At 69.2% G+C, this 26,617-nt stretch carries 33 protein-coding genes; 13 read left to right on the top strand and 20 right to left on the bottom strand.

Going from position 1 to position 26,617, the window contains the following annotated elements:
- Positions 1–10 precede the first annotated feature (10 nt).
- Entirely contained in the window at positions 11–604 is a 594-nt protein-coding gene (locus GC106_RS25525; RefSeq protein WP_173135931.1) for an alpha-ketoglutarate-dependent dioxygenase AlkB, read from the bottom strand.
- Positions 605–674: 70 nt separating this feature from the next.
- On the bottom strand, positions 675–1,517 hold the full coding sequence (locus GC106_RS25520; protein WP_173135692.1) for an NAD(P)-dependent oxidoreductase: 843 nt from the start codon (positions 1,515–1,517) through the stop codon (positions 675–677).
- 82 nt (positions 1,518–1,599) lie between these two features.
- On the opposite strand from GC106_RS25520, the gene GC106_RS25515 reads away from it, so the two are divergent.
- Genes GC106_RS25515 through GC106_RS25505 form a run of 3 tightly spaced genes read left to right on the top strand, consistent with a single transcriptional unit; the run spans position 1,600 to position 5,725 of the window.
- Positions 1,600–1,941, top strand: coding sequence for a winged helix-turn-helix transcriptional regulator (locus tag GC106_RS25515; protein WP_312872840.1), 342 nt, complete (start codon positions 1,600–1,602; stop codon positions 1,939–1,941).
- Positions 1,941–4,964, top strand: coding sequence for an ATP-binding protein (locus GC106_RS25510; RefSeq protein WP_173135689.1), 3,024 nt, complete (start codon positions 1,941–1,943; stop codon positions 4,962–4,964). Before GC106_RS25515 ends, GC106_RS25510 begins: the two co-directional genes overlap by 1 nt.
- Positions 4,965–5,002: 38 nt before the next feature.
- Entirely contained in the window at positions 5,003–5,725 is a 723-nt protein-coding gene (locus tag GC106_RS25505; RefSeq protein ID WP_173135686.1) for a DUF2306 domain-containing protein, read from the top strand.
- On the opposite strand, the gene GC106_RS25500 is transcribed toward GC106_RS25505, so the two are convergent.
- Both GC106_RS25500 and GC106_RS25495 read right to left on the bottom strand, forming a co-directional pair.
- A complete protein-coding gene (locus GC106_RS25500) occupies positions 5,709–6,236 on the bottom strand; it encodes a hypothetical protein (protein ID WP_217280941.1) in 528 nt (175 codons plus the stop codon). The genes GC106_RS25505 and GC106_RS25500 overlap by 17 nt on opposite strands.
- Before the next feature lie 59 nt (positions 6,237–6,295).
- Positions 6,296–6,874 carry a DUF6328 family protein gene (locus tag GC106_RS25495; protein ID WP_312872839.1) on the bottom strand — a complete coding sequence of 193 codons (579 nt, stop codon included), beginning with the start codon at positions 6,872–6,874 and terminating at the stop codon, positions 6,296–6,298.
- Positions 6,875–7,080: 206 nt separating this feature from the next.
- Between GC106_RS25495 and GC106_RS25490 the strand changes: the two genes are divergently transcribed.
- Positions 7,081–7,479, top strand: a complete 399-nt coding sequence (locus tag GC106_RS25490; RefSeq protein WP_173135683.1) for an anti-sigma factor antagonist — start codon at positions 7,081–7,083, stop codon at positions 7,477–7,479.
- Between the two features lie 11 nt (positions 7,480–7,490).
- Here the strand turns inward: GC106_RS25490 and GC106_RS25485 are convergent, their stop codons facing one another.
- Both GC106_RS25485 and GC106_RS25480 read right to left on the bottom strand, forming a co-directional pair.
- Positions 7,491–8,003, bottom strand: a complete 513-nt coding sequence (locus GC106_RS25485; RefSeq protein ID WP_173135680.1) for a hypothetical protein — start codon at positions 8,001–8,003, stop codon at positions 7,491–7,493.
- The gene (locus tag GC106_RS25480) at positions 8,000–8,995 is read right to left on the bottom strand and encodes an LLM class F420-dependent oxidoreductase (RefSeq protein ID WP_173135678.1); all 996 of its coding nucleotides are present in this window, start codon (positions 8,993–8,995) and stop codon (positions 8,000–8,002) included. Before GC106_RS25480 ends, GC106_RS25485 begins: the two co-directional genes overlap by 4 nt.
- A gap of 83 nt (positions 8,996–9,078) precedes the next feature.
- Between GC106_RS25480 and GC106_RS25475 the strand changes: the two genes are divergently transcribed.
- Positions 9,079–9,606, top strand: a complete 528-nt coding sequence (locus tag GC106_RS25475) for a hemerythrin domain-containing protein (protein ID WP_173135676.1) — start codon at positions 9,079–9,081, stop codon at positions 9,604–9,606.
- 46 nt (positions 9,607–9,652) lie between these two features.
- Here the strand turns inward: GC106_RS25475 and GC106_RS25470 are convergent, their stop codons facing one another.
- The gene (locus tag GC106_RS25470; RefSeq protein ID WP_173135674.1) at positions 9,653–10,018 is read right to left on the bottom strand and encodes a DUF6292 family protein; all 366 of its coding nucleotides are present in this window, start codon (positions 10,016–10,018) and stop codon (positions 9,653–9,655) included.
- A 72-nt stretch (positions 10,019–10,090) separates the two neighbouring features.
- On the opposite strand from GC106_RS25470, the gene GC106_RS25465 reads away from it, so the two are divergent.
- Positions 10,091–10,654, top strand: a complete 564-nt coding sequence (locus GC106_RS25465; RefSeq protein ID WP_173135672.1) for a type 1 glutamine amidotransferase domain-containing protein — start codon at positions 10,091–10,093, stop codon at positions 10,652–10,654.
- Positions 10,655–10,770: 116 nt separating this feature from the next.
- Here GC106_RS25465 and GC106_RS25460 read toward each other — a convergent pair whose 3' ends face one another.
- Genes GC106_RS25460 through GC106_RS25420 form a run of 9 tightly spaced genes read right to left on the bottom strand, consistent with a single transcriptional unit; the run spans position 10,771 to position 18,662 of the window.
- On the bottom strand, positions 10,771–11,364 hold the full coding sequence (locus GC106_RS25460; RefSeq protein WP_173135670.1) for a flavodoxin family protein: 594 nt from the start codon (positions 11,362–11,364) through the stop codon (positions 10,771–10,773).
- A 15-nt stretch (positions 11,365–11,379) separates the two neighbouring features.
- Positions 11,380–12,813, bottom strand: coding sequence for a D-glycero-beta-D-manno-heptose 1-phosphate adenylyltransferase (gene rfaE2, locus GC106_RS25455; RefSeq protein ID WP_173135668.1), 1,434 nt, complete (start codon positions 12,811–12,813; stop codon positions 11,380–11,382).
- The gene (locus tag GC106_RS25450) at positions 12,804–13,484 is read right to left on the bottom strand and encodes an SDR family oxidoreductase (protein ID WP_173135666.1); all 681 of its coding nucleotides are present in this window, start codon (positions 13,482–13,484) and stop codon (positions 12,804–12,806) included. The genes rfaE2 and GC106_RS25450 overlap by 10 nt, the downstream gene beginning before the upstream one ends.
- Positions 13,481–14,341 carry a bifunctional heptose 7-phosphate kinase/heptose 1-phosphate adenyltransferase gene (locus tag GC106_RS48075; protein ID WP_173135663.1) on the bottom strand — a complete coding sequence of 287 codons (861 nt, stop codon included), beginning with the start codon at positions 14,339–14,341 and terminating at the stop codon, positions 13,481–13,483. Before GC106_RS48075 ends, GC106_RS25450 begins: the two co-directional genes overlap by 4 nt.
- Positions 14,338–14,949, bottom strand: a complete 612-nt coding sequence (locus GC106_RS25440) for a D-sedoheptulose-7-phosphate isomerase (RefSeq protein ID WP_376777764.1) — start codon at positions 14,947–14,949, stop codon at positions 14,338–14,340. Before GC106_RS25440 ends, GC106_RS48075 begins: the two co-directional genes overlap by 4 nt.
- Positions 14,946–16,163, bottom strand: a complete 1,218-nt coding sequence (locus GC106_RS25435; RefSeq protein WP_173135660.1) for a glycosyltransferase — start codon at positions 16,161–16,163, stop codon at positions 14,946–14,948. Before GC106_RS25435 ends, GC106_RS25440 begins: the two co-directional genes overlap by 4 nt.
- Complete coding sequence (locus GC106_RS25430) at positions 16,160–17,080, bottom strand: glycosyltransferase (RefSeq protein ID WP_173135657.1); 921 nt, start codon at positions 17,078–17,080, stop codon at positions 16,160–16,162. The genes GC106_RS25435 and GC106_RS25430 overlap by 4 nt, the downstream gene beginning before the upstream one ends.
- Positions 17,077–18,111 (bottom strand): glycosyltransferase family 9 protein, encoded by a 1,035-nt coding sequence (locus GC106_RS48070; RefSeq protein WP_173135654.1) that lies wholly within the window; start codon positions 18,109–18,111, stop codon positions 17,077–17,079. Before GC106_RS48070 ends, GC106_RS25430 begins: the two co-directional genes overlap by 4 nt.
- Positions 18,108–18,662, bottom strand: coding sequence for a D-glycero-alpha-D-manno-heptose-1,7-bisphosphate 7-phosphatase (locus GC106_RS25420; protein ID WP_173135651.1), 555 nt, complete (start codon positions 18,660–18,662; stop codon positions 18,108–18,110). Before GC106_RS25420 ends, GC106_RS48070 begins: the two co-directional genes overlap by 4 nt.
- Before the next feature lie 147 nt (positions 18,663–18,809).
- On the opposite strand from GC106_RS25420, the gene GC106_RS25415 reads away from it, so the two are divergent.
- Genes GC106_RS25415 through GC106_RS25405 form a run of 3 tightly spaced genes read left to right on the top strand, consistent with a single transcriptional unit; the run spans position 18,810 to position 20,579 of the window.
- Positions 18,810–19,280: an SRPBCC family protein gene (locus tag GC106_RS25415; protein WP_173135648.1), complete on the top strand. Its 471-nt coding sequence runs from the start codon at positions 18,810–18,812 to the stop codon at positions 19,278–19,280.
- Positions 19,277–20,197 carry a glycosyltransferase family 9 protein gene (locus GC106_RS25410; RefSeq protein ID WP_173135645.1) on the top strand — a complete coding sequence of 307 codons (921 nt, stop codon included), beginning with the start codon at positions 19,277–19,279 and terminating at the stop codon, positions 20,195–20,197. Before GC106_RS25415 ends, GC106_RS25410 begins: the two co-directional genes overlap by 4 nt.
- Positions 20,181–20,579: a ChaB family protein gene (locus GC106_RS25405; protein ID WP_173135642.1), complete on the top strand. Its 399-nt coding sequence runs from the start codon at positions 20,181–20,183 to the stop codon at positions 20,577–20,579. Before GC106_RS25410 ends, GC106_RS25405 begins: the two co-directional genes overlap by 17 nt.
- A gap of 99 nt (positions 20,580–20,678) precedes the next feature.
- On the opposite strand, the gene GC106_RS25400 is transcribed toward GC106_RS25405, so the two are convergent.
- Positions 20,679–21,488 (bottom strand): NAD(+)/NADH kinase, encoded by an 810-nt coding sequence (locus GC106_RS25400; RefSeq protein ID WP_312872838.1) that lies wholly within the window; start codon positions 21,486–21,488, stop codon positions 20,679–20,681.
- Positions 21,489–21,642: 154 nt separating this feature from the next.
- Here GC106_RS25400 and GC106_RS25395 point away from each other — a divergent pair, with 154 nt between their 5' ends.
- Together GC106_RS25395 and GC106_RS25390 are read left to right on the top strand one after the other, a co-directional pair.
- A complete protein-coding gene (locus GC106_RS25395) occupies positions 21,643–22,182 on the top strand; it encodes an ATP-binding protein (protein ID WP_173135640.1) in 540 nt (179 codons plus the stop codon).
- A gap of 9 nt (positions 22,183–22,191) precedes the next feature.
- A complete protein-coding gene (locus GC106_RS25390) occupies positions 22,192–22,548 on the top strand; it encodes an STAS domain-containing protein (protein ID WP_173135637.1) in 357 nt (118 codons plus the stop codon).
- Between the two features lie 16 nt (positions 22,549–22,564).
- On the opposite strand, the gene GC106_RS25385 is transcribed toward GC106_RS25390, so the two are convergent.
- The 3 genes from GC106_RS25385 to GC106_RS25375 form a co-directional block, all read right to left on the bottom strand.
- The gene (locus GC106_RS25385) at positions 22,565–23,086 is read right to left on the bottom strand and encodes a GNAT family N-acetyltransferase (protein ID WP_173135634.1); all 522 of its coding nucleotides are present in this window, start codon (positions 23,084–23,086) and stop codon (positions 22,565–22,567) included.
- A 1-nt stretch (position 23,087) separates the two neighbouring features.
- Positions 23,088–24,245, bottom strand: a complete 1,158-nt coding sequence (locus tag GC106_RS25380; protein ID WP_173135631.1) for an LCP family protein — start codon at positions 24,243–24,245, stop codon at positions 23,088–23,090.
- 99 nt (positions 24,246–24,344) lie between these two features.
- A complete protein-coding gene (locus GC106_RS25375) occupies positions 24,345–24,965 on the bottom strand; it encodes an alpha/beta hydrolase (protein WP_312872837.1) in 621 nt (206 codons plus the stop codon).
- A 198-nt stretch (positions 24,966–25,163) separates the two neighbouring features.
- Here GC106_RS25375 and GC106_RS25370 point away from each other — a divergent pair, with 198 nt between their 5' ends.
- Both GC106_RS25370 and GC106_RS25365 read left to right on the top strand, forming a co-directional pair.
- Positions 25,164–26,000: an alpha/beta fold hydrolase gene (locus tag GC106_RS25370; RefSeq protein ID WP_173135625.1), complete on the top strand. Its 837-nt coding sequence runs from the start codon at positions 25,164–25,166 to the stop codon at positions 25,998–26,000.
- Complete coding sequence (locus tag GC106_RS25365) at positions 25,993–26,547, top strand: nucleotidyltransferase family protein (RefSeq protein WP_173135622.1); 555 nt, start codon at positions 25,993–25,995, stop codon at positions 26,545–26,547. The genes GC106_RS25370 and GC106_RS25365 overlap by 8 nt, the downstream gene beginning before the upstream one ends.
- Positions 26,548–26,617: the final 70 nt, after the last annotated feature.

Below are 26,617 nucleotides of genomic sequence, written 5' to 3'. Positions count from 1 at the left end.
CGCACGGGTGTCAGCGGACGCCTTGGGGGCGGAACTGGATGCTGATTCGTGGGCCGACCGCTTTCGTGCTCTTGGGGACCGCGTGTTCCCAGGTGCGCTGACAGGAGCCGCCCATCACCAGCAAGTCGCCGTGGCCGACGGAGAACTTGACGGTTTCGCCGCCGCCGTGCGGGCGTAACCACAGGCCGCGGGCGTCGCCGACGGACAGGATCGCGACCATGGTGTCCTCGGTGGCGCCTCGGCCGATGCGGTCGCCGTGCCAGGCGACGCTGTCGCGGCCGTCGCGGTAGTAGCAGAGTCCGGCAGTACGGAACGGCTCTCGGAGTTCCGCCGCATAGTGCTGGGTCAGCGCGGTGCGGGCGTCGTCCAACACGGGGTGCGGTAAGGCGTCGCGCTCGGCATAGAAGCACAGTAGGCGCGGTACGGCCACGACGCGGTCGTACATCTGGCGTCGTTCGGCGTACCACGGCACGTCTGCCGCCAGGCGCGTGAACAGCTCGTCCGCGCCGGTCAGCCAGCCGGGCAGGAGGTCGACCCAGGCGCCGTGGCTCAGCATCGTGCGCTGGACGCCGTCAAGCGGGCGCAGACCGATGGTGTCGGCCATGTCGAAGAGTGAACCCTGCACGCCGACCACAGTACACCGGACTCGAACACTCGTTCGAGTCGGTTCCGGCTCATTTCCGGAGCACCTCGATCAGCGCCGAGATGCTGTCGCCACGGTGCCCGCGCTCCACCGCGCGGCGGATCACCTCGTGCATGCCCGACTGCCAGGACACGTCGATGCCGAACTCGGCCGCCACCGACAGCTCGTGGGCGATGCCTTCCTCGAAGAGGCCCACCGCGGACGCCGGATCGCCGTAGTCGCCCGAGTCGATCTCCGCCGCCAGCGTCGGCAGGACGGACGCGATCATCTCCAGCCACTTCGCCGTGAACCCGACCATGCTCTGCGCGGGCAGCCCACGTGCGGTGACCATCGCCGCGCCCTGGAAGAATCCCATCAACGCGGGCAGCAATGTCCCGCCGACGGCCATTTCGTACAACGCCGCCAAATCCACCGAAGGGCCCAGATAAACGGTGTCGCCGCCCAGAACCCGAAGCACCGGATAATACTTGTCGTAAACGGCTTGAGGGCCGCTGTAGTACACCAAGGTGTCCGGAGCGCCGACCGCCGCGGGAACGTTCTTCACCGCTCCGTCCAAGTACGCCGCCCCGCGTTCCTCGGCCCAGGCGGCCGTTTCCCGGGCTCCCGCCGGGTCGCCGGAATTCAGCGTGACCAGGGTACGGCCGGTGAGATCGGCGGGTTCGAGCACCGACCGGGTGGCCGAATACGTCGTCAGGCAGGCGATCACGAGCGGGCTCGCCGACACGGCCGAGGAAATCGATTCGACCTGGTACTCCGCCCGGCCGGGCGTCCGATTCCAGCCGGTTGCCGGATGCCCCGCTTCGCGGAACGCCTCCGCCAACGCCCTGCCCATTGAGCCGAGTCCGACGACGGTGACCGATGTCCGTTGATCCATGCCGCGATCATGGCCGCTTTACAGACATTCCTTCAAGTACCTACAATTTTGCCGGGTACCGACATTTTTGTAAGGGGGACCGGTGCTGAAGCGGCGCACGTACACGTGCGGGCTGGATGCCGCGCTGGACATCATGGGCGGCAAGTGGAAGGCCCTCGTCCTCTGGGAGCTGATCGACGGCCCGCTGCGCTTCGGCGAGCTGCGCCGCCGGGTGGCCGGCATCTCCGAGCGGGTGCTCATCCTGCAGCTGCGTGAACTGGAGAAGTGCGGTCTGCTGCATCGCGAGCTGTACCACCAGGTTCCGCCGAAGGTCGAGTACTCGCTCACCGGCTTCGGCCAGTCGCTGATCAAGGCGATGACGCCGCTCGGCGAGTGGGGCGAGCGGCACCAGGCCACCATCGAGGCGCTGGAGCGGGGCGACTAGTGCGGTTCGGCATCCTGGGGGACGTCGAAATCGTTTCGGCGCAAGGCGAATCGATCCCGGTCGGCGGGCCGAGGCAACGCGCGCTGCTCACCCTGCTCCTGCTGGACGCCGGCAAGGTCGTCTCGGTCGGCCGCCTGCTGACCGGCCTGTACGGCGACGAACCGCCGAACGGCGCCGCGAACGCCTTGCAGTCCCAGGTGTCCCGGTTGCGCCGGGGCCTGCCGGACGGCCTGATCGAGTTCCACCCGAGCGGCTACCGGCTCGCGGTCGACCCGCTGACCGTGGACGCGCACCAGTTCGAGCACCTCGCCCGCCAGGGTGCACAAGCGCTCGCCAACGGCGACGCCCGCACAGCGGCCGGCACGCTCACCCAGGCCATGGCCCTCTGGCGTGGCCCACTCCCCCTGCCTGACCCCAGGCTGGAGGAGCTCAGGCTTTCCGCGGCCGAGGACCTGGCCGACGCCCGGCTCGCGCTCGGCGAGCACACCGCGTTGATCCCCGAACTGCGTGCGCACATCGAACGGCACCCGTTGCGCGAGCGTCCACGCGGTCAACTGATGCTCGCGCTGCACGCCGCCGGTCGCACCGCCGAAGCCCTCGCGGAGTACGAGAACGCTCGGCGCCTGCTGGCTGAGGAACTGGGTGCGGACCCGTCCGCCGAGCTGGCCGCCATCCACTTGGCGCTGCTGCGCGACGAGTCCCGGCCACGCTCCAACATCCCCGCCCAGCTGACCAGTTTTGTCGGCCGCACACCGGAACTGAGCCGGATCGCCGGCCTCTTCACCAGGACGAGACTGGTCACGATCACCGGGCCGGGCGGCGCGGGCAAGACCCGGCTGGCCATCGAGGCAGCCGGACAGCAGGCCAGGGAGACCTGCTTCGCCGACCTCGCGGCCCTGACCCACGGCGCTGACATCCCCCAGGCCGCGCTGGTGGCGTTGGGCGTCCGGGACACCGGCCTGCTGACCTCGGCGGCCCAGGACCCGGTGGACCGGGTGATCGCCGCCGTCGAGGACCGGCGGCTCCTGCTGATCCTGGACAACTGCGAGCACGTGATCGACGAAGCGGCGACGTTCACGAGACGGCTGCTCAACGCGTGCCCGGACGTGCACATCCTGGCGACGAGCCGGGAGGCGCTGGGCATCACCGGCGAACGCCTCTGCCCGCTGCCGTCGTTGCCCGCGGCGCAGGCCATGGAACTGTTCGCCGACCGGGCCGCGGCCGTGTCCGCCGGATTCCGGATCACCGTGGACAACGCCGAAGCCGTGGCGAGCATCTGCACGGCTCTCGACGGCATGCCGCTGGCCATCGAACTGGCCGCGGCGAGGCTGCGCGCACTGGAGATCACCGACATCGCGGCCCGTCTCGGCGACCGGTTCGCCCTGCTGTCCCGCGGAGACCGCACCGCCGCCCCACGGCACCGGACGCTCCGGGCCGCCGTGGAGTGGAGCTGGGACCTGCTGGACGCCCAGGAGCAACAGCTCGCCGCCCGGCTGACGGTCTTCACGGGCGGCGCCACGCTGGCGGCCGCCGAGCAGGTCTGCCAGGTGCCCGGCACGGCGGAACTGCTGGCAGGCCTGGTGGACAAGTCGTTGGTGGAGCACGCGGGCGGCCGCTACCGCATGGCGGACACCATCCGCGCGTTCTGCGCCGAGCGGCGAACCGAGCCTCTGGAAGCCGCGCACGCCCAGTACTTCCACGAGCTGGGTGAAACGGCCAATCCGCATCTGCGCCGCGCCGAACAGGTGGCGTGGCTGGACCGGTTGGACGCCGACCACGGCAACATCCAGGCGGCCCTGCGTTGGGCGGTCGCCAACGACACCACGTTGGCACTGCGCATGATCGGCGCGTTCTCGCTCTACTGGTACCTGCGTGGGCTGCGCGGGCAGGCCGCGCCCCTGGCTGTGGCGCTGCTCGAAAGGATCGGCACGCACCCGCCGGACGAACTCGACGAGGAGTACGTGCTCTGCGTGCTGCTCGCGGCCTGGGGTGATCTCGACGCGCCGGAGTGGCACGACCACCTCAAGCACGCCGAAGAGTGCATGACCCAACCGCGCGGCGCCCTGCGACGAGCGCATACCGCGTTCCTGTGGGCAGCCGCGACGGGACCACCCGAAGGCGAACCGGCGCGGCCGTTGCTGGACGACGACGTGTGGGCGGACGCGTTCACCAAGCTCGGCCGCGGACTGCTGCACATGTTCGACGGCAACATCGCCGAGTGCGAGCGCGACCTGGAGCGCGCACTGGCGGGTTTCCGGCAGGTCGGCGACCGTCTCGGCCTGGTACTGGCGTTGGACGGGTTCATCACCCTCGCCGACAGCCGGGGCGACCGGCAGGCGTTCGTGGCCGTGCTCACCGAGGCCATGGAACTGGTCGGCCAGCTCGGCTCGATCGACGACACCGTGTCCTTGTTGTGCCGCCGCGCGGAGAACCTGGCTCGCCACGGCGACCTCGGCACCGCACGCGCCGACTACGAGCAGGCGGTGACGTTGGCCCGGCGCTCCGGCAGGCGTGACCACCTGGCGTGGGCCTACAGCGGCCTCGGCGAGATCGCGCGACTGCGAGGCGACCTGGTGGAGGCGCGGCGGCTGCAGGAACTCGCCCTGAGCAAGTGCTCGACCGGCCCGTTCGGTATCCGCGAGTACGAGGCGCGCGTGCTGATCGCACTGGCCAAGCTCGCCGAGACGGACGGCGACGACGTCGCTTCCCGGCGCCATTACGAAGAGGCGATCACCGCCGCCACGGCGAGCCGGTCACAGCCGTTCGTGGCCAAGGCCGCGGCCGGCCTCGCGAGCCTGGCGGCGCGTTCGGGCGACGGGTGGCTGGCGGCGTTGCTGCTGGGCGCGAGCACCGCGATCCGCGGCATGCCGAGGACCGTCGACCCGGAAGCCACCGGGCTGATGGCCGACGTCAAGGCGCTGACCGGCGAAGACGCGTTCGCGGACGCCTTCGGGCGGGGTGCGGGGATGTGCCAGGACGAGGCGCTGCGACTGGTCGGTCAGCGGTTGGTGCGTGACCGGTAAGCGCGGTGCGCCACCGTCATGGCCGGGAGGAACAAGCCATGACAAACCTGCTCGACAACACCATCAGCCCCAGCCCCACGCCCAGCCGGAAGTGGTGGCGCAAGCCGTGGATCGTGCCCCTCGGCTTCGTCGCCGTCGCGTTCGTCGCGTTCTCGCTGCCGCGGTACCTGACGGGCGACCGCACACTGTCCCAGGTCCAGCAACCGGAGTTCAGCTGGCACTATCCCTTGCTGGTGACGCACGTGGTGTTCGCGTCGGTCGCCATGCTGACCAGTGTCCCGCAGGTGTGGCCGTGGTTCCGTGCGCGGTACCGGCACGTCCACCGGCTGGCCGGCCGGGTCTACGTGTTCGGCGGCGTGCTGCCCGCGGGCGTAAGCGCCTTCGTGATCGGCGTGATCACACCGTTCGGCCCGGCGGCGATGTCCAGCAACGTGCTGATGGCGGCGCTGTGGCTGGTCTTCACGTACAACGGCTACCGGACCGCACGGCAACGCCGCTTCATCGACCACCGCAAGTGGATGATCCGCAGCTTCGCGCTGACCATGTCGATCATCACCAACCGGATCTGGGGCATCCCGTTCGGCATCTGGCTGATGCCGCAGCTGGACACCACGTTCCACGGTGACGAGAAGCTGGTGTTCTACTCACTCGCCGGTACCACGACGTGGCTCGGCTGGGTGATCCCGCTGCTGATCGCCGAGTGGTGGCTGCAGCGCGACGAGGTGGCCAAGCGCAAGGCCAGGGCTACGAGGACTGGCTGACCAGCTGCGCCCGCAGAACCTTCACCACGTCGGGATGGCCGAGCGGCAGCGGTGGCTCGCGCCGGTCACGGTCGCCGTCGAAGCTGTGCGCGATCACGCGGACCAGGACACCCTGTTCGGCGAGCGCGTCGACCCGGGACGCCTCGCGCCGCATCCACAGCTCGTCGGCGGTCTTGGCGGTCGCCGGGTCGACCGGAGCCTCGCCCGACGCCGGGTCGACCAGCAGAACCGACCGGACCACCTCGTGGTGCTTGCCTGCCAGTGCCATCGCCGCGACCGACGACGCTCCCGACGCCACAACGTCGACAGTGCCGCTGGCAGTCCGCATGTACTCGGCCAGCTGCGACGCCGCGTCGTCGGCGGGCAGGCGGCACCAGACCACTTTCCACCGATCGGTGAGTTCACGCCACGTGGCGGGCAACTCGCCGTGGCTCGCGGCACCCGACGGGTCGAGCACGACGATGGTCTCGGGGGCGTCTGGGGGACCTTGGACGACGATCGATTCCGGCACGGCGAACTCCTTTCCCACCCCCGGGATTACCCATCCGGGAACGGCTCGAACTGCTGGCGTCACTTCGAAGACGACTGTGTTGACTGTGTTGGCCGTGTTGATGCCGATCGCGCCGACGAGGACGACTCCGGGGTCGCCGGGCACGACTCGGGATCGTTGCCGTTCACGCGTTCCGGGGCGGGACCGCGGGACCGTTCCCGCCAGGGCACGATCAGCCACAACAGACTGAACCCGATCGCGGTCAGCACGGCGAACAGCACCGCCGGCCACCCACCGAACACGATCTCGCCGATCAGCAGGACGGTGCCGGTGACCGCGAAAGCGAGACACACCAGCCCGCTCACGGCGAGCTTGTTGGCCACGCTGATGATGTGCTCGCGGCGTCCGTGCCGGAACAGGATCCGGTGCCAGGACGCCGGCGCGGTCAGCAACGCGGTGGCCGCGGTAGCGAACAACACGGTGACGAAATGCGTCGTCCTGATGTAGTCGTCCGCTTCCGCGTAGCGCTGGGTGAAAGCGATCGACAACAGGAAACCGAAGAGGATCTGCACTCCGGCCTGTGCGACACGCAACTCCTGCAGCAGCTCGGCGAGATTTCTCGCTAAGCGCTCCTGGTCTGATTCCTCGGCATCACTCACCCCGATCGGGTACCCTCGACTTCGTCTCCACAATCGCGGTTGACCTGCACAAACGAGCGACGCGGGCCTATGGTTACCCACTCGCGACCTCTTCTAACCACTTTTCTCACCAGGTTGTGCCGAAGTAGTGAGCTCCGTACGGTTGGAGCATCACCACGGTTGAAAACACAGCCGCGCTGACGTGTTTCACAACCGGAAGGATTGCCGTGAGCACTGCACACCGACACAACGGCAACGGCAGCGAGGCCGCGTCCGCGAGCAAGCTGCTGACTGTTGACGTCCAGCCACACCCCCGCGGCATTCCCCTCCTGCGCGTGCTCGGCGACGTGGACCTGGCAACGGCCCCGGTGCTCCAACAGGCGGTTCAGGAACAGGTCGCCCAACGGCAGAAGTTCGTCATGGACATGGACGGCGTCGACTTCCTCAGCTCGGCCGGCCTGGCGGTGCTGGTGGACCTACGCCAGCAGATGGAGGACCAGAACCTCAAGTGGGCCGTGGTCGCCGCACGGCAGACGGTCACCCGCCCACTCGAGATCACCGGTCTGCTGACCATCCTGCCGATCTTCGACACCGTTCCGGCGGCACTGGACGCCGTGACAGGCTGACCGGCTGGCCGTCATCCCCCCGACGGCCCGCCCCGGCGTGCCGACGCCAGGTCGCCCAGCCACAGCGGCCTGGCGACGCCGTGCTCGTCGCACCAGTCGATCATCCCGATCGTCCACAGCAGAACGTGCGCCATCACCTCGATGGTCACCTTGAAGTTGTCCTCGCACAGCGCGAGATCCACCTGGAACTGTGCCTCGTCGGCGTGGTCGTTGAGCTGCGCCAGCAACGCGCGCACGGCCGCCCGGATCGGCGGGCTGGTCTGGTCGATGTCGAGTTGGTTGTCGTCGTCTCCGGTCAGTTCGAGCCCGTAGGCGCGGTCGCCGTCCTCGGCCGGGCCCGCCGCGGTCAGCATCATCTGTGCCAGCGCGACGATCAGCTCGCCGACGATCAGATGCGACTCGCGGCCACCGTTCGCGCGATCGGCGGTCAGCCGGGCCATCTCCAGCACCAGGCTCTCGTCGTCACCCGCGCGCATCACGCCGACCAGCCTCCTGGCCTGCAACCGCGCATTGTGCTCACTCATCGGTTGTGGTTCACCCCAAACCCTCGGGCCGGCACGCCCGTGCGCAGCGCGGGCCGGATCTCGGTGGCCCAGAACTCGAGGAACTCGTCGTGTCCCGGGCCGATCTGCTGAATGTGCACCTGGTCGAATCCCGCATCCACAAAGGACTGGACGCGCTCGATGTACGGTTCCGGATCGGGGCCGCACGGGACGCTCCGCGCGATCGTCTCCTCGGTCACCAAAGTGGACGCCTGCTCGAAATGCCGTGGCGTCGGCAGGACCTGGGCCAGTTCGCCGGGCAGTCCCTCGTTCGGCCACAGCCGGTGCGCCGTGCGTACGCCTTGCTCGACCGTGGACGCGTAACACACCTTGAAACCACCCTGGACGGTCTTGGTGCCACCGCCCGACTCGCGGAACTTACGGACCATCGACGAGTCCGGCATCACCGACGAGTAGCCGTCACCGATGCGGCCCGCCAGCTCGATGGCCTTCGGCCCGAACCCGGAGACGTAGATCGGCACCGGTTCCGGGGGCACGGTGTAGATCCTGGCGTTCTCCACCGTGTAGTACTTGCCGTAATGGGTCACTTCCTCGCCGGTGTGCAGGGCTCGGATCACCTCGACGGCTTCTTCCAGCATGGCCAGCCGGACCGGCGCCGCGGGCCAGCGGTCGCCGAGGATGTGCTCGTTCAGCGCTTCCCCGCTGCCGACGCCGAGCGTGAACCTGCCCTCGTGCTGCACGGCCGCGGTCGCCGACGCCTGCGCGACGATCACCGGGTGCATCCGCACGGTCGGGCAGGTGACCGCGGTCGCCAAGGGCAGATCGGTGGCCTCGGCCAGCGCGCCGATCACCGACCAGACGAACGGGCTCTGGCCCTGCTCGCCGTTCCACGGGTGGAAGTGGTCGGAGATCCACAGCCGCTCGAAACCGGCCTGCTGGGCCGTTCTGGCCTGCCTGACCAGCTCACGCGGCCCGAACTCCTCGCTGGAGAGGAAGTATCCGATGCTGACCATGCCTGTCGTGTACCCGGCCGGTTTGCCCGCAATCCACTTCTGTTCACGGTTATCGGGCCAGGTGGCCGGGTATGCACAAAATCATGACCGCCACGCGACGCAACACGGACTTGGCCGACGTGCTCACGCAGGACCACCAGACACTGGAAAGCGTGTGCTACGAGCTGGAAACCTCGGTCACCACACCGGAACACCGGCGGCAGCTGGCCGATCACCTGATCACCGAAGTCGTCCGGCACACCGTGGTCGAACACAGGTACCTGTACCAGGCGATCGGCGCGGACGGTGACGGCACCCTCGCCGAGGCCGAGCGCACGATGTCCGAACTGGAGAACAGGTCGCCCGCCGATCCGGACTTCGAACTGCTGGTGAACAAACTGATCACCGGTGTGCGCAGGCACATCGGTGAGGTGGAGTCCCGTGTGCTGCCGGCGCTGGGGACGTCACTGACCGAGCGGGAACGTACAGAGCTGGGCGAAAAGGTACTGGCCGCCAACGAGATCGCGCCGCGGGCGCCGCATCCGGCCGCACCGGACGCGCCCGCGGCGGGCCTGTTACTCGATCCCGGTGCGCGGCTGATCGAGGAAGTGAAGAAGGCCCTCGGCAAGTGATGCGGGCCAGGCCTACAGGGGGTTGGTGTTGGGGGAGGAAACTAACTCATGCGGCGGTCGTCGTCGACACCGTCACGGGTGACACTGTGGTCGGTACGGCGCTGCCGGCGGAGGGTGGCTGACGCACTGCCGACCGCAGTGTGGCGACGAAGTCGGCCACCGCTGCGGGTTCGGGTGTCACCTCGCCGTCGAGTCTGGCCACCACGTCCAGGTCGCGGCCGATATCCGGTTCCGTCGCGATCGACCAGCCGGATTCGGCGTCCCAGACCAGTGCGACGTCCCGGCCGGATAAGCGCCAGTCCAACGCCACATATGCCCATGCCGGCGCGTCCGAGCCCCAGCAGCACGACTCCAGTCCGACACCGAGGTGTGCGGTCACCGCGGTGAGATAGTCCCTGAGCTCATCGATCACGGCTACAGGATGAACATTTCCGCACTCCGCCAAACCTGTGTTACGTCACGTATGTGCGGGTAGCCGGGTGTCATGACCAATGCATTGAGTGGTCGCCGGGTCGCGATCCTCGCGACCGACGGCGTCGAACAGGTCGAGCTCGTCGAGCCGCGTGAGGCCGTCCGGCGGGAAGGCGCGGCGACCGAGCTGCTCTCGATCAAGGACGGCTCGATCCAGGCGATGAACCACGACGTGGAGATGGCGGACACGTTCCCGGTCGACAGGCAGGTCTCCGAAGCGTCAGCGGACGACTACGACGCGCTCATCCTGCCTGGTGGCACCACGAATCCGGACAAGTTGCGGATGGACTCGGCCGCGGTCGCGTTCGTGCGGTCGTTCGTGGAGTCCGGCAAGCCGGTCGGGGTGATCTGCCACGGGCCGTGGACCCTGGTCGAGGCGGACGTGGTCCGCGGCCGGACGCTCACGTCCTGGCCCAGCGTCCGCGCCGACATCCGCAACGCCGGTGGCCGTGTGGTCGACCAGGAGGTCGTGGTCGACGGCAACATCACCTCCAGCCGCAACCCGGACGACCTGCCGGCGTTCTGCAAGGCGATCGTCACCCAGTTCGCGGAAGGGCGACAGCACGTCACAGCGTGACCACAGCATCAGCCCCAGGCGGGCCGGTGGGGCTCGCCGTCAGTTCCGGCTGGTTGCACGTGATCGAGACGGGGTCGGAGTAGGTCCTGGGAGGACCTGCTCCGACCCCGTCCGCGTCAGCTGATCGGGTTCTGCTGCAACGCGCTCGCCACCGCGAAGAGGTTGTTCGCCATGGTCTGCGCGGTCTTGTGCGACCACTCATGGCCGTGCTCGGTGTCGGTGTAGCTCGGGCCAGGTCCCGGTCCCATGTTCCAGTAGGTCCATGCCTGCCCGGGAATCGTGTAGCCGATGTCGCCAAGCGCGCCGGCGATCTCGGTGATCACGTGGTGGGCGCCGTCCTCGTTGCCGGTCACGACCACGCCCGCGACCTTGCTGTACGCCACCGGAGTGCCTTGGTCGTCGGTCTCGGAGATCATGGCGTCCATCCGTTCCAGCACCCGCTGGGCGACCGAGGACGGGTGACCGACCCAGGTCGGCGACGCGATCACCAGGATCTCACTGTTCAGCAGCGCCTCGTGCAACCGGGGCCACTGGTCGCCCTCGCCCATGTCGGTCTCGACGCCGGGCGGGACGTCGTAGTCGACGACCCGATGCGTCTCGACCGCCACGCCCTTGTCCCGCAGTCCCGCGGCGACCGGCTGGGCCAGCAGCTCGGTGTTGGACTGGGCCGGGGACTTCTTCAGCGTGCAGTTCAACACGACCGCGCGCACAAGGCACCTCCTTGCTCAGGCTGACCGGATCCGGTCGATCACGGCCGAGGTGGAGTGGTCGGCGATGTAGTCGAGAATCCGCACCTCGCCGCCGTAGGCCTGGACGATCGGCGTCTCCGGGAGCATGTTCTCGCTGTAGTCGCCGCCCTTGGCGTAGACGTCCGGCCGCAGCAGCCGGATGAGCGCGGCCGGGGTGTCGTCGGCGAACTGCGTCACGTAGTCCACACAGGACAGTCCGGCGAGCACCGCGGCCCGGTCGGCGGCGGTGTTCACCGGCCGCTCAGGGCCTTTCAGCCGCCGTACGCTCGCGTCGTCGTTGATCGCCACGATCAGGATGTCGCCCAGCCGCTTGGCCTGCTCCAGGTAGGAGACATGCCCGCGGTGCAGCACGTCGAAACACCCGTTGGTGAACACGATCCGGCGGCCGGCCGTGCGGTGTTCGGCCACGATCCTGGCCAGTGCCTCGTGCGCGCTGGGACTCTCGTGCCTGCCGAGTCGTTCGACCAGCTCGGCCTGGCCGCACACGGAGGTGCCCGGCCGGTGCACGACAACGTCGGCCGCCGCCTGGGCCAGCGAGACCGCCGTGGTGAGCGGGACATCGCACGCGGCGGCCATCGTCAGCGCCGCGACGAACGTGTCCCCCGCGCCCGTGGCGTGGTTGTCCGGCGCCGGGTCAGCCGAAGTCCGGTGCGGGGGCACGCCGGGTGCCAGCAGAACCGTTCCCTCGCGGTCCAGCGTGACAACGACCGCCGCGGCTCCGGTCTTCGAACGCAGTTGCTCGCCGTACGACTCGAACGAGTCCGGTTTGTGGCCCAGCAGGGCGGTGGCCTCGGCCGCGTTCGGGGTGACCACGGACGGCCGCAGTTCGCGCCAGGCCTCCAGGTCGTGCGCGTCGACGGCCAGGAGCGGGATCTCCCGCCGGGCCTGCCGGAGGACCTGCTTCACGGCTGGTCCGATGACGCCCGTGCCGTAGTCACCGACCAGTACCGCGTCACACCCATGCAGCGCCCGGCGGAGTTCGGTGGCCAAGCGCTCGTCCATGTCCGGCGGCAACGGGCTGCGGTCGCCCTCGTCCAGGCGCAACATCACCTGATCCGACGCGATGATCCGGCGTTTGGTCGTGGTCACCCGGCCGACGACCGGGAGGACGTGATCGGTGTGCACACCGGCGTCGCGCAACGATTCCAGCAGCGCTTGCCCGGTCTGGTCGTCGCCCAGGGCCGACACCATCACCGTTTCGGCGCCGAGCGCGGCGAGGTTGGCGGCCGTGTTGCCGGCACCGCCGGGGGCGGTCGAATCCGCGGTGACGTCGACGACGGGCGCGGGCGCCTCGCGGCACAACCGGTCGCAACGCCCGGTCGTCCAGCCGTCGACCATGACGTCGCCGAGCACCACGATCCGCGGCCTGCGTTGCGCGAGCATGCCCGGCAAATCGACCATCAGGGCCATGACGGTTCCCCTGACGCACACGTGACCAGCTCCCGAAGCTCACACCCGGCAGGCTGGTTCAGCGCGAACATGATCGTCGCGGCCACGTTCTCCGGCGGGTTGAGCTGTGACATGTCCGCCGGCCGGTACTTCTCGTCGCGGCCGTCGAAGAACGCCGTCCGCATCCCGCCCGGAACGATCAACGTGACACCGACGCGGCCCGCTGTCTCAGCGGCCAGGGCCCTGGTGAATCCGACGACGCCGAACTTCGACGCACAGTACGCAGTCGCCTCAGGCAAAGCACGCAGCCCAAGGGTCGACGCCACAGTGACGACGCGACCCGACGACCGTTCCAGGTACGGCAGAGCCGCCCGCACGACAGCCGCTGTGCCGAACAGGTTCACCTGCACGACACGTTCCCAGTCCGATGTGGACACGTCGGACAACGCGCCGCAGCTGTCAATGCCCGCGGCGGTGACCACTCCATCCAGGCCACCGTGCCGCTCGGCGGCGTCGGTCACCGCGCGTTCGGCCGCCGCGCTGTCGGTCAGGTCCACCGGCAGGAAGTCGGTCACCTCGTTGCCCGGCGCGGCCTTGTCCAGCACGATCGCCTTGCCGCCGTCGGCCAGCACGGCCGACGCCACCGCGGCACCGAGGCCGGACGAACCACCCGTGATCACCACGGTCTTCACAACGAATCTCCTTCTGCGAAAGCTTGTGCGACGAACCGGCTGGCCGCGACCACGCCCGCGAACACGGCGGCGAAGTGGTCGTCCCCGGCCATCAGCCGGGTCGCGGCGGTCACGGCGAAACAGTCACCCGCGCCACACGGGTCGACGAGCTGGACGGTGGGCGCGGGAACCAGCACCGGGCCGGTTCCCGCGTCCAACAGTGCCCCCCGGGAACCCAGGGTGATCACGACCGCGTCCGCGAGCCATCGGCGTCGCAGTTCGGCGGCGGCATCCTCGTGAGTGGCACAACCGCTGGCGTTCATGGCCTCCGAGGTGTTCGGGGTGACCAGCCGTGCGCCGGGGATCGGCCGGGGCCCGCGCGGATGCGGGTCCCAGACGACCGGGACCTCGTCCGCGATCGAGCTGAGCACGTCCCGCACCTGTTGGTTCGCCGCCAGGCCACGGCCGTAGTCGGAGACCAGCACGGTGTCGGCACACCGGATGGCGTCCAGCATCTCGCCGGTCACCACGGGGTTGCCCGAACTGCCGCCGCGGTCGATCCGGGCGATCGACTGACCGCCGCTGCGCAGCCGTGTCTTGACGGGTGTCGGAGTCCAGCTCGGGCCCGCGACCAAAGGCGTGCCGTTCAACGCTTTGCGCAGCCGGTCGCCGTCGGCGTCGTCGGCGATCACCGTCACCAGCGTGACGTCCGCGTCGGCGAAAGTGGCGGCGAGAGTGGCGGCGAGCCCGGCGCCCCCGGGCCGGACGAGCTCGTCCTCGACATCGAGCACGGGCACCGGCGCGTCGGGACACAGCCTGGTCGAGGTGCCGACCAGGTCGGTGTCCAGCAGGCAGTCCCCGACCACGACGAGGTTCACGACGCCCTCCGCCGCTGGGCTGCCGTCTGTTGGACCGTCGTCCGCTGGGCCGCCGCCAACGAGGCCTCGAACACCTCACACAGCATGTGCACGGCGATCAGCTGGGCTTCCTGGACGTTGCAGGAACTGCCGGGCAACGCCAGCGTCTCGTCGGCCAGGCTCTCCAGCGGATTGGGCTTCGGCCCGGTCATCGCCCACACCGTCATCCCCTGCTGCGCACCGGCTTTGGCCGCGTGCAACAGGTTCTCGCTGCGGCCCGAAGTGGACAGCAGGATCAGCAGATCCTGCGGCCTGCCGTGGGCGACGACCTGACGGGCGAACACCTCTTCGTACCCGTAGTCGTTGCTGATGGCGGTGACACTGGAGGACTCGGCGCACAAGGCAATGGCCGAATACGGTGTGCGGTCCTTGTCGTACTTGCCGACCAGTTCCGCCGTCAGGTGCTGGGCCTCGGCCGCGGAGCCGCCGTTCCCGGCCGCGAGCAGGCGGGCGCCGGAGGCGAGACGCAGGGCCATCTCGTGTCCCCACCGCGTGATCATGTCGGACTGGTCCCGCAACGCGTCGAGCGTTGTCCGCAAGGCTTCGACGTGCTCGTGTACGAGGTTCACAGTCCCTCCCCGATCAGCGAGGCGGCTTCCGGGACAGCCGCGGTCCGGTCGTAGACGCGTACCGTGTCCGCCGCGACACGGTCCCACGAGTAGCGTGCGACCACGCGATCCCGCCCCGCCATGCCGAAGCTGCCGCGCATCACCTCGTCGTCGAGCAACGGCCGCACCGCGTTGGCCAAGGCCACCGGATGCTTGGCAGGCACGTGAATCCCGGTCACACCGTCCACAACAGTGTCGGTCAGTCCGCCGACCGCCGACGCCACAACGGGAACACCACACGCCATGGCTTCGAGCGGAACGATGCCGAACGGCTCGTACCACGGCACGCAGACCACGGCGTCGGCGGAACGCAGGATCTCCGGCATGGCCTTGCGGGACACCTGACCGGTCATCCGGACGCGGTCGGCCACCCCCAGCCGTTCGGCCTGTTCCAGCAACGCGCGGGCTTCCGGGTCCTCGCCGAGCCGTTTGCGCGCCGGGCCGCCCGCGATCAGCAACTCGGTGTCGGGCAGGTGCGTCAGCGCGGCGATCACCGTGTCGAAACCCTTGCGCGGCACCAGCCTGCCCACCGTGACGATCCGATGGGGAAACTTGCGCGCCGCCTTCTTGCCGTTCGGGGTGAAGGTGGTCAGATCGACGCCACACGGCACGATGGAGATGCGCGAGCGGGGAACACCCATGCGGGTCAGTTCGTCCGTCTCGTCGGTGCACGTGGCCGCGACGCGGGTGGACTCGCGGCCGATCATCCGCTCGAACGCGATCCGTTCCCGGGGGCTGGTGTCGGCCTTGCCCTGATGGCGGCGCTTGACCGTGCCCAGGGCGTGGAACGTCTGCACCACAGGGAGATCGAGGTCGCGGGCGGCCAGCAGGGCGGCGACGCCGGACATCCAGAAGTGCGCGTGCACGACGTCGGGCCGATCCTGCCGCCAGTAGTCGCACAGCACGGTGGCGAAGTCGCCCATGTGCGGCAGCAGTTCGTCCTTGGCGACATGACGTGCCGGTCCCGCGGCGACGTGCACCACCCGGTATCCCTGTGGAGTCGTCACCTCGTCCGGCAGGCCGGCCGCGTCACGCCGGGTGAAGACAGTCACTTCGTGTCCCTGGCGGCACATGGCCGCGGACAGCTCGGCCACGTGCACGTTCTGGCCACCCGCGTCCACTTCGCCCAGCGCCGCGAGCGGGCTGGCGTGTTCGGACACCATCGCGATCCTCATGAACTCACCTCCATCAGTAGCTCGTCCCACCTCTCCAGGAACTGCGGTAATCCGTAGTGCGCCAGGGCGTACTGCCTCGCCTGCTTGCCCATCCGCCGCGCCGCCTCGGGTTCGTCGACCAGCCAGCGCAGTCCGTCGACCAGCTCGTCCACATTGGTGGACAGCACGCCGGCTTCCGGTGGCACGGCACGCAATGCCTCGGTGGCGGCCACCGCGACCACGGGCATTCCGAGGTGCATCGCCTCGATCAGCGACAGCCCCAACGAAGTCCAGCGTGTCGTGTGGACGTACACGCGTCGCTCCGCCAGTTCGCTGTGCAACTTTCCGGGCCGCAGATCGCCCCGCGGGTGCACCGACGGAATGTCCAATCCGGCCAGTCCCATGCCGAAGATGTCCAGCGGTGCCACGGACGCGAAGCGGCCGAGCAGGTCGGTCCCGGTGACCCGGCCCCGCCGGACCGGTTCGTTGATCACGACCGCGGCCCGCCCGAGCTCACCGGTGTACCGCTCGCCCGGGTCGACGACCCCGTGTTCGATCACCGTGGTGGGCGCGTCTCCCGAATCCCACATCAGGTCGTTGAAGTGGGTCACGTGCACCAGGGGAATGTCGTCGCGATCGGCGATCGGGTGCCGGGTTTCCGGAACGTTCCCCTTAGGAGTGTTGTGCTCGACGTAGACCATCGGGACACGGCGGCCGAGCAGGCTCTCAGCGAGCTCGATCTGGTCCGGTTGCTGCACCACGACAACGTCGACGTCGGTGTTCCTCAGCTCGTCCGCGTGGATCTCCACCGCGTCCGGCGGCCAGTCACGGCCCATCCGGCCACCGCCCCACGGGCCGACCGGCAGAAGGTACCTGTGGTGTCCGTGGACGAACGAGGTCGTCCACGAGCCGTGCACGTGCCAGACAAGAATGTTCACCGCTTTCCTACCAAGCTGTTGACGGCCGCGACCACGTCGTCGGCCGTGATGGAGTTCAAGCACGGATGCCCGTAGAGCGGGCACCGGGTCGCGCGGCTGCCCGCGCACGCCGCCTGCTGGTCGCCCAGCAACCGGACGGGCACGCCGTACGGCGCCCACCGTTTCGCGGGCACCACAGGCGCGAACAGTGAGACGACCGGCGTGCCGACAGCGGCGGCCAGGTGTGCGGGGCCTGTGTTCCCGACCACCACGGCTCGCGCGCCGGCCAACACACCGGCCAATTCGGCATACGCTGTGCGTCCGCCGAGATCGACCGCGTCGCATCCGGACACGAAGGCGGTCAGTTCCCGCTCGCTCTTGCTGCCGGTGACGACGACCTGCCAGCCGTCGGCGCGCAGTTTCGCCACCGCTTCGGCACATCTGCTGGGAGACCAAGCCCGTGCGGGCACGGAGGCTCCCGGATGCAGGACCACATAAGGTTCCTCGCCGGTGAGCCACCGGACTTCCGGCGACGGCAGCACTTTCAGCTTGCCGCCGTCGCCGGCCGGCAGAGCGAACCCTGCCTCGGTGGCGACCCGCAGTGCCCGCAACGGTTCCGGCTGGTCGTCGTCCATGTCCCGGCCCGGCCGGATGCGGTGATCAAGCAACGATCCCGGGTAGTCCGGCGAGATCGCCGCGATCTGGGGCACGCCGGCCAGGCGCAGCAGCAGCGCCATGGGCAAGGGCGACTGGTGGAAGGACGTCAGCACCAGCGCGACATCGAACCGTCCGGCGGCCAGCCGGCCGACCAGGTCCTCGATGTCGTCCCGGGAGACCTCGGGCGGATCCGGCACGATCCACGGGCACACCCATTCGATGATGTGCCGGACGCCCGGCAGCATTCCGGCCGCCTGGCGGCCACGCGGTCCACACAGGAACGTGACTTCGGCGGGCCTGCCGTCCCGCCCGGCCGCCGCCGCCCGGACAGCCGGTCCGCTCGCCAGGACGTCACCGTCGCTGTCGAGGCGTACGACCAGAACACGCTCGGTCATGTCAGTGCCTCCGACATCTCCCAAGTCAGGGCCCAGTCGACGGCGGCTGCCAGGTCACAGGCGGTGACCGGGGCGCGGTGGATCTCCTCGACCCGTGTGACGGGCGTCGGCACCAGCACCGACCGGACACCGGCATCGCGCGCGGCGACCATGTCGCTCTCGATGTCCCCGACCATGACGACCTGCTCGGCGGGCACTTTCAGCGCCGCGCACGCGGCGAGGACCATCCCTGGTGCGGGTTTGCGGCAGGCACACCCGTCGGCCGGGCCGTGCGGGCAGACCTGCCACGTGTCGAACGGCCCGAGCAACGCTTCGACCTGCGCGTTGACCCGCGCCACCTGGTCCGCGGTGACCAACCCGCGGGCCACCCCCGACTGGTTGGTGATCACGCCGACACGAATTCCCTTGCGGCGCAACCGAGCCAGCGCGGACGCGGCCGTGGGGACCGGCCTCACCCGCCGCGGATCGCCGTTGTACGGCACGTCTTCGATCAACGTGCCGTCGCGGTCGAACAGCACCGCGGTGACCCGCGAGGTGTTTTCCGGTCCCATGCAGACGGTGGTTTCCGGAGAAGTAGTGGGTAAACCAGACCGGCGTTACTACTACTCTCCGTGTTCGCCAGGCGGCCGGTGTGAACCCGCCGCGATCGGGTAGCCCACAGAGGTAGGGGAAATGGACAACACTGGAGGCACTGGAAAGTGACGACCATTCAGGAATCGATCGACGTGCGCGTCCCGGTTTCCACCGCGTACAACCAGTGGACACAGTTCGAGTCGTTCCCGTACTTCATGGATGGCGTCGAACGAGTCGTCCAGGTGACGGACACGATGACGCACTGGGAGACCAACATCGGCGGCGTCAAGCGGGAGTTCGACGCGGAGATCACCGAGCAGCACCCGGAGGAGCGCGTCGCGTGGCGGGCCGTCGACGGCCAGCAGCAGGGCGGTGTGGTGACGTTCCACCGCCTGGACGCGACCAGCACCCGGGTGAACGTGCAGATGGAGTACGACCCGGACACGTTCACCGAGAAGGTGGGCGCCGGGCTCGGCGTGATCGACCGCAAGGTCAAGGGCGACCTGGCCCGGTTCAAGGAGTTCATCGAGAGCCGGGGTCAGGAGACCGGCGCGTGGCGTGGTGACGTCGACCGCGCGCCGCAGCGGGGCGAATGATCCTCGTCCTGCGTGCCCTGAAGCTGGGCGACTTGCTGGTGGCCGTGCCCGCGCTCCGCGCGATCCGCGGCCACTGGCCGTCCCAACGGGTGGTGCTCGCCGCACCCGAGTGGCTGCGGCAGCTGGTGGAACTCACCGGCTGTGCCGACGAGCTGCTGCCCACTCCCGGCCTGGTCCCGCTGAGCCGACGGGCCTATCGCCCGGACGTGGCGATCAACCTGCACGGCGCGGGACCGCAGAGCAACATCCTGTTGGACAACCTCAGACCCGCGCACCGAATCGGCCACGCCGGCCATGGCTGGCGTGGCCCTCGGTGGGTCGAGGAGATGGACGAACGCGCCCGGTGGTGCCGGATGCTGGCGGCCGCCGGGCTTCGGACCGACCCCGCGGACCTGTACCTGCGGCGCCCGCCCGTGGACAGTCCCGCGCCCGGCGCGGTGGTGATCCACCCCGGCGCCGCGTACGGCAGCAGGCACTGGCCGCTTGACCGCTACGCCGAAGTCGCTCGTGCTTTCGGCGGCAAGGTCGTGATCACCGGCTCCGAGGCCGAACGGCCCCTTGCCCGCAAGCTGGCCGAAATGTCCTCTTTGGATCCGGCGGTCGTGCTGACGACGTCACTGCGTGAACTGGCCGCGTTGGTGTCGCAGGCGTCCCTGGTGATCTCCGCCGACACGGGGATCGCCCACCTCACCTACGCGTACCGGACGCCGTCCGTCGTCCTCTTCGGACCGTTGGGACCGCAACGGTGGGGGCCACCGGCCGGCGGTCCGCACATCGCTCTGACACGAGCAGATCTCCGCCGTGGCGAGCCGTTCGCCGACGACCCGGACCCAGCGCTGCTGGGCGTCACCACCGACGAGGTGCTCGCCGCGGCGTGGCAGTTGATGGAGGTGAAAACCCATGCCCGGCAAGGATGAGTTGCCGAGCACGGTGCGCAGGTCGCCCAAGAAGGCGCAGGACACCTGGGTAGCGGCGCACGACTCGGCCGTCGAGACGTACGGCGAGGGCGAACGTGCCCACCGCACGGCCTTCGCGGCGTTGAAGCACTCGTTCGAGAAGGTCGGCGACCACTGGGAGCCCAAGCAGGAGAAGGGCCCGTCGGACCCGCAGGCCGCCGCGGGCTACCGCGAACGCGAGGGCGAGAGCGCGGGTGGCGTGGACGCCAACGCCAGCAGGGAACACCTGTACGAACTGGCGAAACGCCTTGACGTGCCGGGGCGTTCCAGGATGAGCAAGGACGAACTGGTCGAAGCGGTGCGCAAGGCCAGCGACCGCGCCACCGCCAAGGCGCGGTCGTAGCACGCGTACTCACCGCTCACCGAGGTGAGCGTGTACCTACGGTAGCGAAGTGAACACCATAAGTGACATTGGTGTTCGACAAGCCGTGACCAAAGCGGCTCAGCAGATGAAGTCCTCGCTCGTGGCCGAGCCGATCAGCCGGAACTTGCGCTGGGTGCGCTGGTAGAACGTGGTCCGGCCGAGCCGCACCACCCGGGCGGCGCCGGGCAGCGCCGTCAGGTCGATCATCGTGCCCGGCTGGACCGGGCCGACCAGCCTGCCGTCCGCCTCCAGCGCCACCTCGCCGCTGCCCGGCGCCACCTCCAGCGCGAGCTTCTCGCTCGTCGACAGGAACAGCGCCCGGTTGAACGCCGAATGCGGCGCCGCGGGGGTGACCAGCAGGCCCTCCGCCCTCGGCGACACGATCGGGCCGCCCGCGGCGAAGCTGTACGCCGTCGAACCGGTCGGCGTGGCCACCACTACGGCATCCGCTGCATATTCCACGAACGGATGTCCCTCGACGTGCAGCACCACCTCGGTCATGCCCTGACCGGGCACCCTGACCAGGGCGATGTCGTTGAAGGCGACGATGTCCTGGTCCCCCATGGTCGCGCACAGCCCGGACCGGGTCTCCACGGTGAACCGGTGGTCGTCGATGGCGTTCAGCGCGCCGCCCAGTTCGGGGACGTCGACCTCGGCCAGGAAACCCAGCCTGCCCAGGTTCACCCCGAGCACCGGGATTCTGCCGCCCAGCCGGAAGGCACGGAGCATGGTGCCGTCGCCGCCGAGGCTGACGATAAGATCCGCCCGCTCGGGCAGTTCGTCCTCGGTCACCGGCTTGACCAAGCCGTTGGCCCGGACGACTTCCTCGGCCAGGCCGAACACCTCGGTCTGCCGGGCCCGTGCCCACGAAGTGATCGTCTCGATCACCGGGACACAATCCCGGCGGGGGTGCAGCACAAGACCAATGGCGCGGATCAAAACCGATCACCTCGGCAAGAATTGGATAACCCTGGCTACCGCAACGCGAGTTTATGTTGGCAAGATACGGCCGTTCGGGTGACGCGCGCGAGGAGGCAGCAGGGTGAACCCGCAGACGACGCAGGTCGATGACCTGCGACTGGTCGCGTTACCAACGGCGGTGAACTGCGCGGACATGTTCGTGAAGTTCGCGCTCACCGAGTGGTCGCTGCGGCAACTGCAGGACGAGGCGAGCCACGTGGCGTGCGAGCTGGTGCACGCCGTGGTGCAGCAGGACGACTCGAAGGTACCCGGTTTCATCACATTGCGGTTACGACTGCACGGCGACGCCCTCGTGATCGAGGTCGAGGACGCCGCGCTGATGCCGCCGGTGCTGCCCGAGACGCTGGAAGGCCGTAAGGCCGGTGTGATGTCGCTCCAGGGCGGCGGAAACCTGATCTGGTGTGAACTGGGCCTGCCGACGGGCATGAACGCCTCAGCGGTCCCGCTGCCCCGCCGGGAGCGCCGCAAGCCGCCGGCCAGCGCGGGGCCGGCCGAGCCGGAGACGGCGGACGTGGACGACGAGTTCTTCGAGCGGCTGCTGTCGAAGCTGAACCGGGCGGGCGAGCCACCCCAGGACAGCGGCCCGCACGGGCTGCGGTAGAACACCGCTGTGAGCAAAGGTTCGACATCCGACGACTCGTTGCGGGTGGACCGGCGGGTGGAAGGCCCGGCGGTCGTCCTGCACGTGACCGGCGAGATCGACATGAGCACCGCACCCGTGCTGGCGGAAGCGTGCGACCAGGCGATCGCGGGGACCGGGAGCAGGGTTGTCGTCGACCTGACCGACGTGACGTTCTTCGGGTCCGCCGGGCTCGCCGTGCTGCTGGACGCCAGACAGCGCGGTGAGCGGGCGGGTACTGAGATCAGGCTGGTGGCCGACGGGCGTCCGGTGCTGCGCTCCATCGAGATCGCCGGCGTCCAGGAGATGCTGCCGATCTACCCGGACCTGGCAGGCGCGCTGGCCTGAGGACCGGCGGGCGGCTCTACCGGGGGTCGGTCTCCAGTAGTCCGAAGACCATGTCGTCGGTCCACTCGCCTTTGGTCCACGTGTTGCGGCGCAACAGGCCTTCCTGCCGGAAACCGACTTTGCGGAGCAATCGGGCGGACGCCACGTTCCGGGCGTCGCATTCGGCGGAGATCCGGTGCAGGCGCCGGTCGGCGAACAGGTGCTCGACGATCCGTTCGACGGCCTCGGTTCCGTATCCCCTGCGGTGGTACTGCGCCGCGAGGGTGAAGCCGATCTCGGCCTGCATGCAGTTGTCGTGCACGTTCACGCCGATGTCCCCGATCAGCACGCCGTTCAGGTCGATCGCCCACTGGTACCAGCCGTTCATGTCCGGATCGTCCGCCGCGTACTCGGCGACCGCCTTGGCGGCGTCCTTCAGGCTGAGCGGGGTCTCCCACGACTGATACCTGGCCACCACGGGGTCCGACCGGTACGCGGCCAACGCGGCCGTGTCGTCCCGGTGGAACGCCCGGATGACCAGGCGATCAGTCGTCAGCATGTCAGCCGCCCGGCAGCGTGATCACGCTGGACGGCAGCGCGGTGTCGTTGCGCAGCGCGTCGAACAGTGTCTTGGACTTCTTCTGGTCCCACCGGACCACCGAGCCGATCTTCGGGATGGTGGGCGTGTCGCCGACGGGCACGCTCGTGCTGACCGTCGAGCCGTCACTGGCGCCTGCGATGGCGAAGGCGACGCCCGGCAGGTTGTGCAGGTGGTCGTCCTCACCCAGGGTGATCGCGTCCGGCGCGTCGGCCAGCAGCGGGATCATCCGGAACGGGTTGATCAGCGTGCCGGGGCTGGCGACCTTGTCCATCAGCGCCGCGATGAACTCCCGTTGCCGGTCCACGCGGTCGAGGTCGGCCCGCGCCGTCGCGCGGGTACGCACGTAGCCCAGAGCGTTGGCGCCGTCGAGTTCCTGGCAGCCCGCGGGCAGGTCGATCCCGGCGAGCGGGTCCTTGATCGGCTTGGCCGGGCACATCTCCACGCCGCCGACCGCGTCCACCACGCTGGCGAACCCGCCGAAGCCGATCTCGATGTAGTGGTCCAGCCGCAGGTTGGTGTTCTTCTCCACGGTCTGCGCCAGCAGCTTCGGGCCGCCGAGCGCGTACGCCGCGTTCAACTTGTTCTTGCCCTTGCCCGGAATGTCCACATAGGAGTCACGGAGCAGGCTGACCAGCGTCGGCTTCTCCTCGTTGTCCGGCAGGTGCAGCAGCAACATGGTGTCGGTGCGCTGCCCCTTGGCGTCGCCGGTGGACAGTCGTTCCTGGTCCTCGGTGTCCAGCCCGGCCCGCGAGTCCGAACCGACGATGAGCCAGTTCGTGCCCGCGCCCGCGGCGGGGCGGCCGGGGTAGTCCTCCAGCGCGGCGACCCGGTTGAACGCCGACTCCAGGTAGATCCACGTCGCCGCGATCAGCACCACGACCGCCAACAGGATGATCAGCAGGATCCGGCCGGCCTTGCGCTTGCGGCGCGGCGGGCGGCCGCCGGGCGGCGGCACCTGCTGGCCGGGTGGCTCGTACGGTGGCGGCGGCTGCCGGTATCCACCGTGCGGTTGTTGCCGGTGGTCACGACGCTGGTCGTACTCCGGCGGCGCCTGCCCGGGTATCGGGTAGGCGCGCGTCTGACCGTCCCTGGAACCGTACGGCTGCCCGTAGCTCATCCTCGTCCTCATATCCGTCCCCCGACTTGTCAAGGATGCTCACAAGGACGTGAGACCGCAGGCCGAGGTTGCGTGGTCATACCCTACGGAGTTGTACGGTCACGCCTCGCGCGAACGTTCGACTTGATCAACGACGAACCTCCGCACCAGGTCATGCCATATCCGGGGCTTGCGGAGCAGCGCGTGGGTCTCGCCGTCGACCCAGCGCAGATCGACACGCTCGGTGACCTGTTCGGCCCGCCGCGCGTAGTCCAGCGACGCCCGCGGATCGGTGACACGGTCCTGCTTCGCGTGTGCGATGAACACCGACCGCCCGGCCAGCTGCCCCACCGGATCAGTGGGCGTGCACCACGGCGCCAGCGCGCACACGGCGGTGACCGCCGGGTCGTCGGCGACGTGGAACGCCACCCGTCCGCCCATCGAATGACCGAGCAGGACGATCGGCACGCCGGGATGGCGCCGGCGGATCTCCTCCAGCGCCCGGCGAGCGTCCTGAACAGGGTCCAGCCGAGGCGCGTTCCACCCACGAACCCGGTAGCGCAGCAGGAACACCGCCAGGTCCCGCTGCCGAGCCAGGTCATGGGCGAACGGCACCATCCGCAGATAGGCGAGGCCCAGCGCGGGAACCGGCCCTTCACCGACCTCACGGCCACCGTGAAGCACCAGCACAACGGCACGTGGCGTGCGGGAACCGAGCTGACGCAGGTGAGGACGGGACACCTTGGCCACCCTAATCATCCCCGTGTCCACCTTTCCGGCACCCCGAAGTTCCCCCTCCGGCCGGGCTCGGGCATCTCAGGGTGCCGGAATGCGCAACTCGGGGTGCCGGAATGTGTAACTCGGGGTGCCGGAATGTGTAACTCGGGGTGCTGGAAAGGTGGACACGGGGGTGGGGGTGGGGTACGGGATACTCGGGGTGTGATCGAGCACATCGGGATCAGCACGGATCAGGGCCGGTTCGACGCGTTGGCGGCGGGCCCGGAGGACGGCCGGGGCGTGCTGTTGCTGCACGGCTTCCCCGAGGCGTCCACGGAGTGGGAACACCAGCTGGCGACGCTGTCCGCGGCGGGGTACCGGGCGATCGCGCCGGACCAGCGCGGCTACTCCCCCGACGTCCGCCCGGAACGGCCGGAGGACTACAGCATCGAGGACCTGACCGGCGACGTGCTGCGGATCGCCGACGAACTGGGCTGGCCGGCGTTCGACCTGGTGGGCCACGACTGGGGCGGCAACGTCGCCTGGCACACGGCGGCGGAACATCCCGAGCGGGTCCGGACGCTGACCGCGGTCTCCACACCGCACCCAGGCGCCTACGCCAGAGCCGTGCGGGAAGACGAAGACCAGCAGCAGCGCTCCTCCTACATCCCGGCGCTGCAGAACGTCCGCGGCGCGGAGAAGCAGCTGCTCGCCAACAACGCGGCAGCGCTGAAGCAGCTGTACGAAGGTGTCGTCCCCCGTGATCACGTCAGGGAGTACGTCGAACGCCTCGCCGAACCGGGCGCGCTCGTCGCGGCACTGAACTGGTACCGAGGCATCAGGTTCAGCGGCCGGACCGACAAGGTCAAGGTGCCCACGCTCTACGTCTGGGGCACCGAGGACGTGGCATTCGGCTCGACGGCGGCGCTGTCGACCGGGGAGTGGGTGGAAGGCCCCTACCGCTTCGAGATGTTCCAGGACATCTCCCACTGGCTGCCCGAGCAGGCGGACGAAGGCCTGAGCCGCCTCCTGCTGGAACACCTGTCCCAGCATGGCTGACGTCGCGGGCCTGGTCCTGGCGGCCGGAGCAGGGCGCCGCTACGGCATGCCCAAGGCCCGGGTCCGTTTCCAAGGCCGGCTCTTCGTCGAGCGAGCAGTACAAGTCCTCGAACAGGGCGGCTGCTCGCCTGTGCTGGCAGTGCTGGGAGCGGACGCGGACATCGTGCGCGCGGAGTCACCGGACCTCAACGCCGTTGACAACCCCGACTGGCCACAAGGCATGGGATCGTCACTGCGAGTCGGCCTGAAGGCGATCACGGGCGACGCGGTGATCGTGCTCCCCGTCGACACACCGGGAATACGCGCCGAGGCGATCCAGCGACTGAGAGCGATGGCGAGCCCGGACGCGTTGCTGAGGGCGAGCTACCACGGAGAACCGGGCCACCCCGTGCTGATCGGCCGCAACCACTGGGACGGCGTGTACGAACTGGCGACCGGTGACGCGGGCGCGAGGGAGTACCTGCGCAGGCACAAGCCGGAACTGGTGGCGTGCGAAGACGTTTCGGACGGCTCCGATGTGGACAGGCCGGACCAGCTGCCCTCGTGAGTGTTTATCCGTGTTCTAACACTGATAAACACTCACGAGGGGGCGCGGGACGGCCCGGACCGCCCCGGAA

It is taken from the genome of Kibdelosporangium persicum (genome assembly GCF_013280595.1).
GTDB lineage: Bacteria > Actinomycetota > Actinomycetes > Mycobacteriales > Pseudonocardiaceae > Kibdelosporangium > Kibdelosporangium persicum.
The sequence above is the reverse complement of the archived record's forward strand: the minus strand, read 5'-3'. Positions and strand labels throughout refer to the sequence as shown.

Coding starts and splice junctions, on each gene's coding strand:
- GC106_RS25525 (WP_173135931.1), bottom strand. CDS start 604: ATGGCCGACACCATCGGTCTGCGCCCGCTTGACGGCGTCCAGCGCACG.
- GC106_RS25520 (WP_173135692.1), bottom strand. CDS start 1,517: ATGGATCAACGGACATCGGTCACCGTCGTCGGACTCGGCTCAATGGGC.
- GC106_RS25505 (WP_173135686.1), top strand. CDS start 5,003: ATGACAAACCTGCTCGACAACACCATCAGCCCCAGCCCCACGCCCAGC.
- GC106_RS25485 (WP_173135680.1), bottom strand. CDS start 8,003: ATGAGTGAGCACAATGCGCGGTTGCAGGCCAGGAGGCTGGTCGGCGTG.
- GC106_RS25480 (WP_173135678.1), bottom strand. CDS start 8,995: ATGGTCAGCATCGGATACTTCCTCTCCAGCGAGGAGTTCGGGCCGCGT.
- GC106_RS25475 (WP_173135676.1), top strand. CDS start 9,079: ATGACCGCCACGCGACGCAACACGGACTTGGCCGACGTGCTCACGCAG.
- GC106_RS25465 (WP_173135672.1), top strand. CDS start 10,091: ATGACCAATGCATTGAGTGGTCGCCGGGTCGCGATCCTCGCGACCGAC.
- rfaE2 (WP_173135668.1), bottom strand. CDS start 12,813: ATGGCCCTGATGGTCGATTTGCCGGGCATGCTCGCGCAACGCAGGCCG.
- GC106_RS25435 (WP_173135660.1), bottom strand. CDS start 16,163: ATGAGGATCGCGATGGTGTCCGAACACGCCAGCCCGCTCGCGGCGCTG.
- GC106_RS48070 (WP_173135654.1), bottom strand. CDS start 18,111: ATGACCGAGCGTGTTCTGGTCGTACGCCTCGACAGCGACGGTGACGTC.
- GC106_RS25420 (WP_173135651.1), bottom strand. CDS start 18,662: ATGGGACCGGAAAACACCTCGCGGGTCACCGCGGTGCTGTTCGACCGC.
- GC106_RS25410 (WP_173135645.1), top strand. CDS start 19,277: ATGATCCTCGTCCTGCGTGCCCTGAAGCTGGGCGACTTGCTGGTGGCC.
- GC106_RS25405 (WP_173135642.1), top strand. CDS start 20,181: ATGCCCGGCAAGGATGAGTTGCCGAGCACGGTGCGCAGGTCGCCCAAG.
- GC106_RS25385 (WP_173135634.1), bottom strand. CDS start 23,086: ATGCTGACGACTGATCGCCTGGTCATCCGGGCGTTCCACCGGGACGAC.
- GC106_RS25380 (WP_173135631.1), bottom strand. CDS start 24,245: ATGAGCTACGGGCAGCCGTACGGTTCCAGGGACGGTCAGACGCGCGCC.
- GC106_RS25365 (WP_173135622.1), top strand. CDS start 25,993: ATGGCTGACGTCGCGGGCCTGGTCCTGGCGGCCGGAGCAGGGCGCCGC.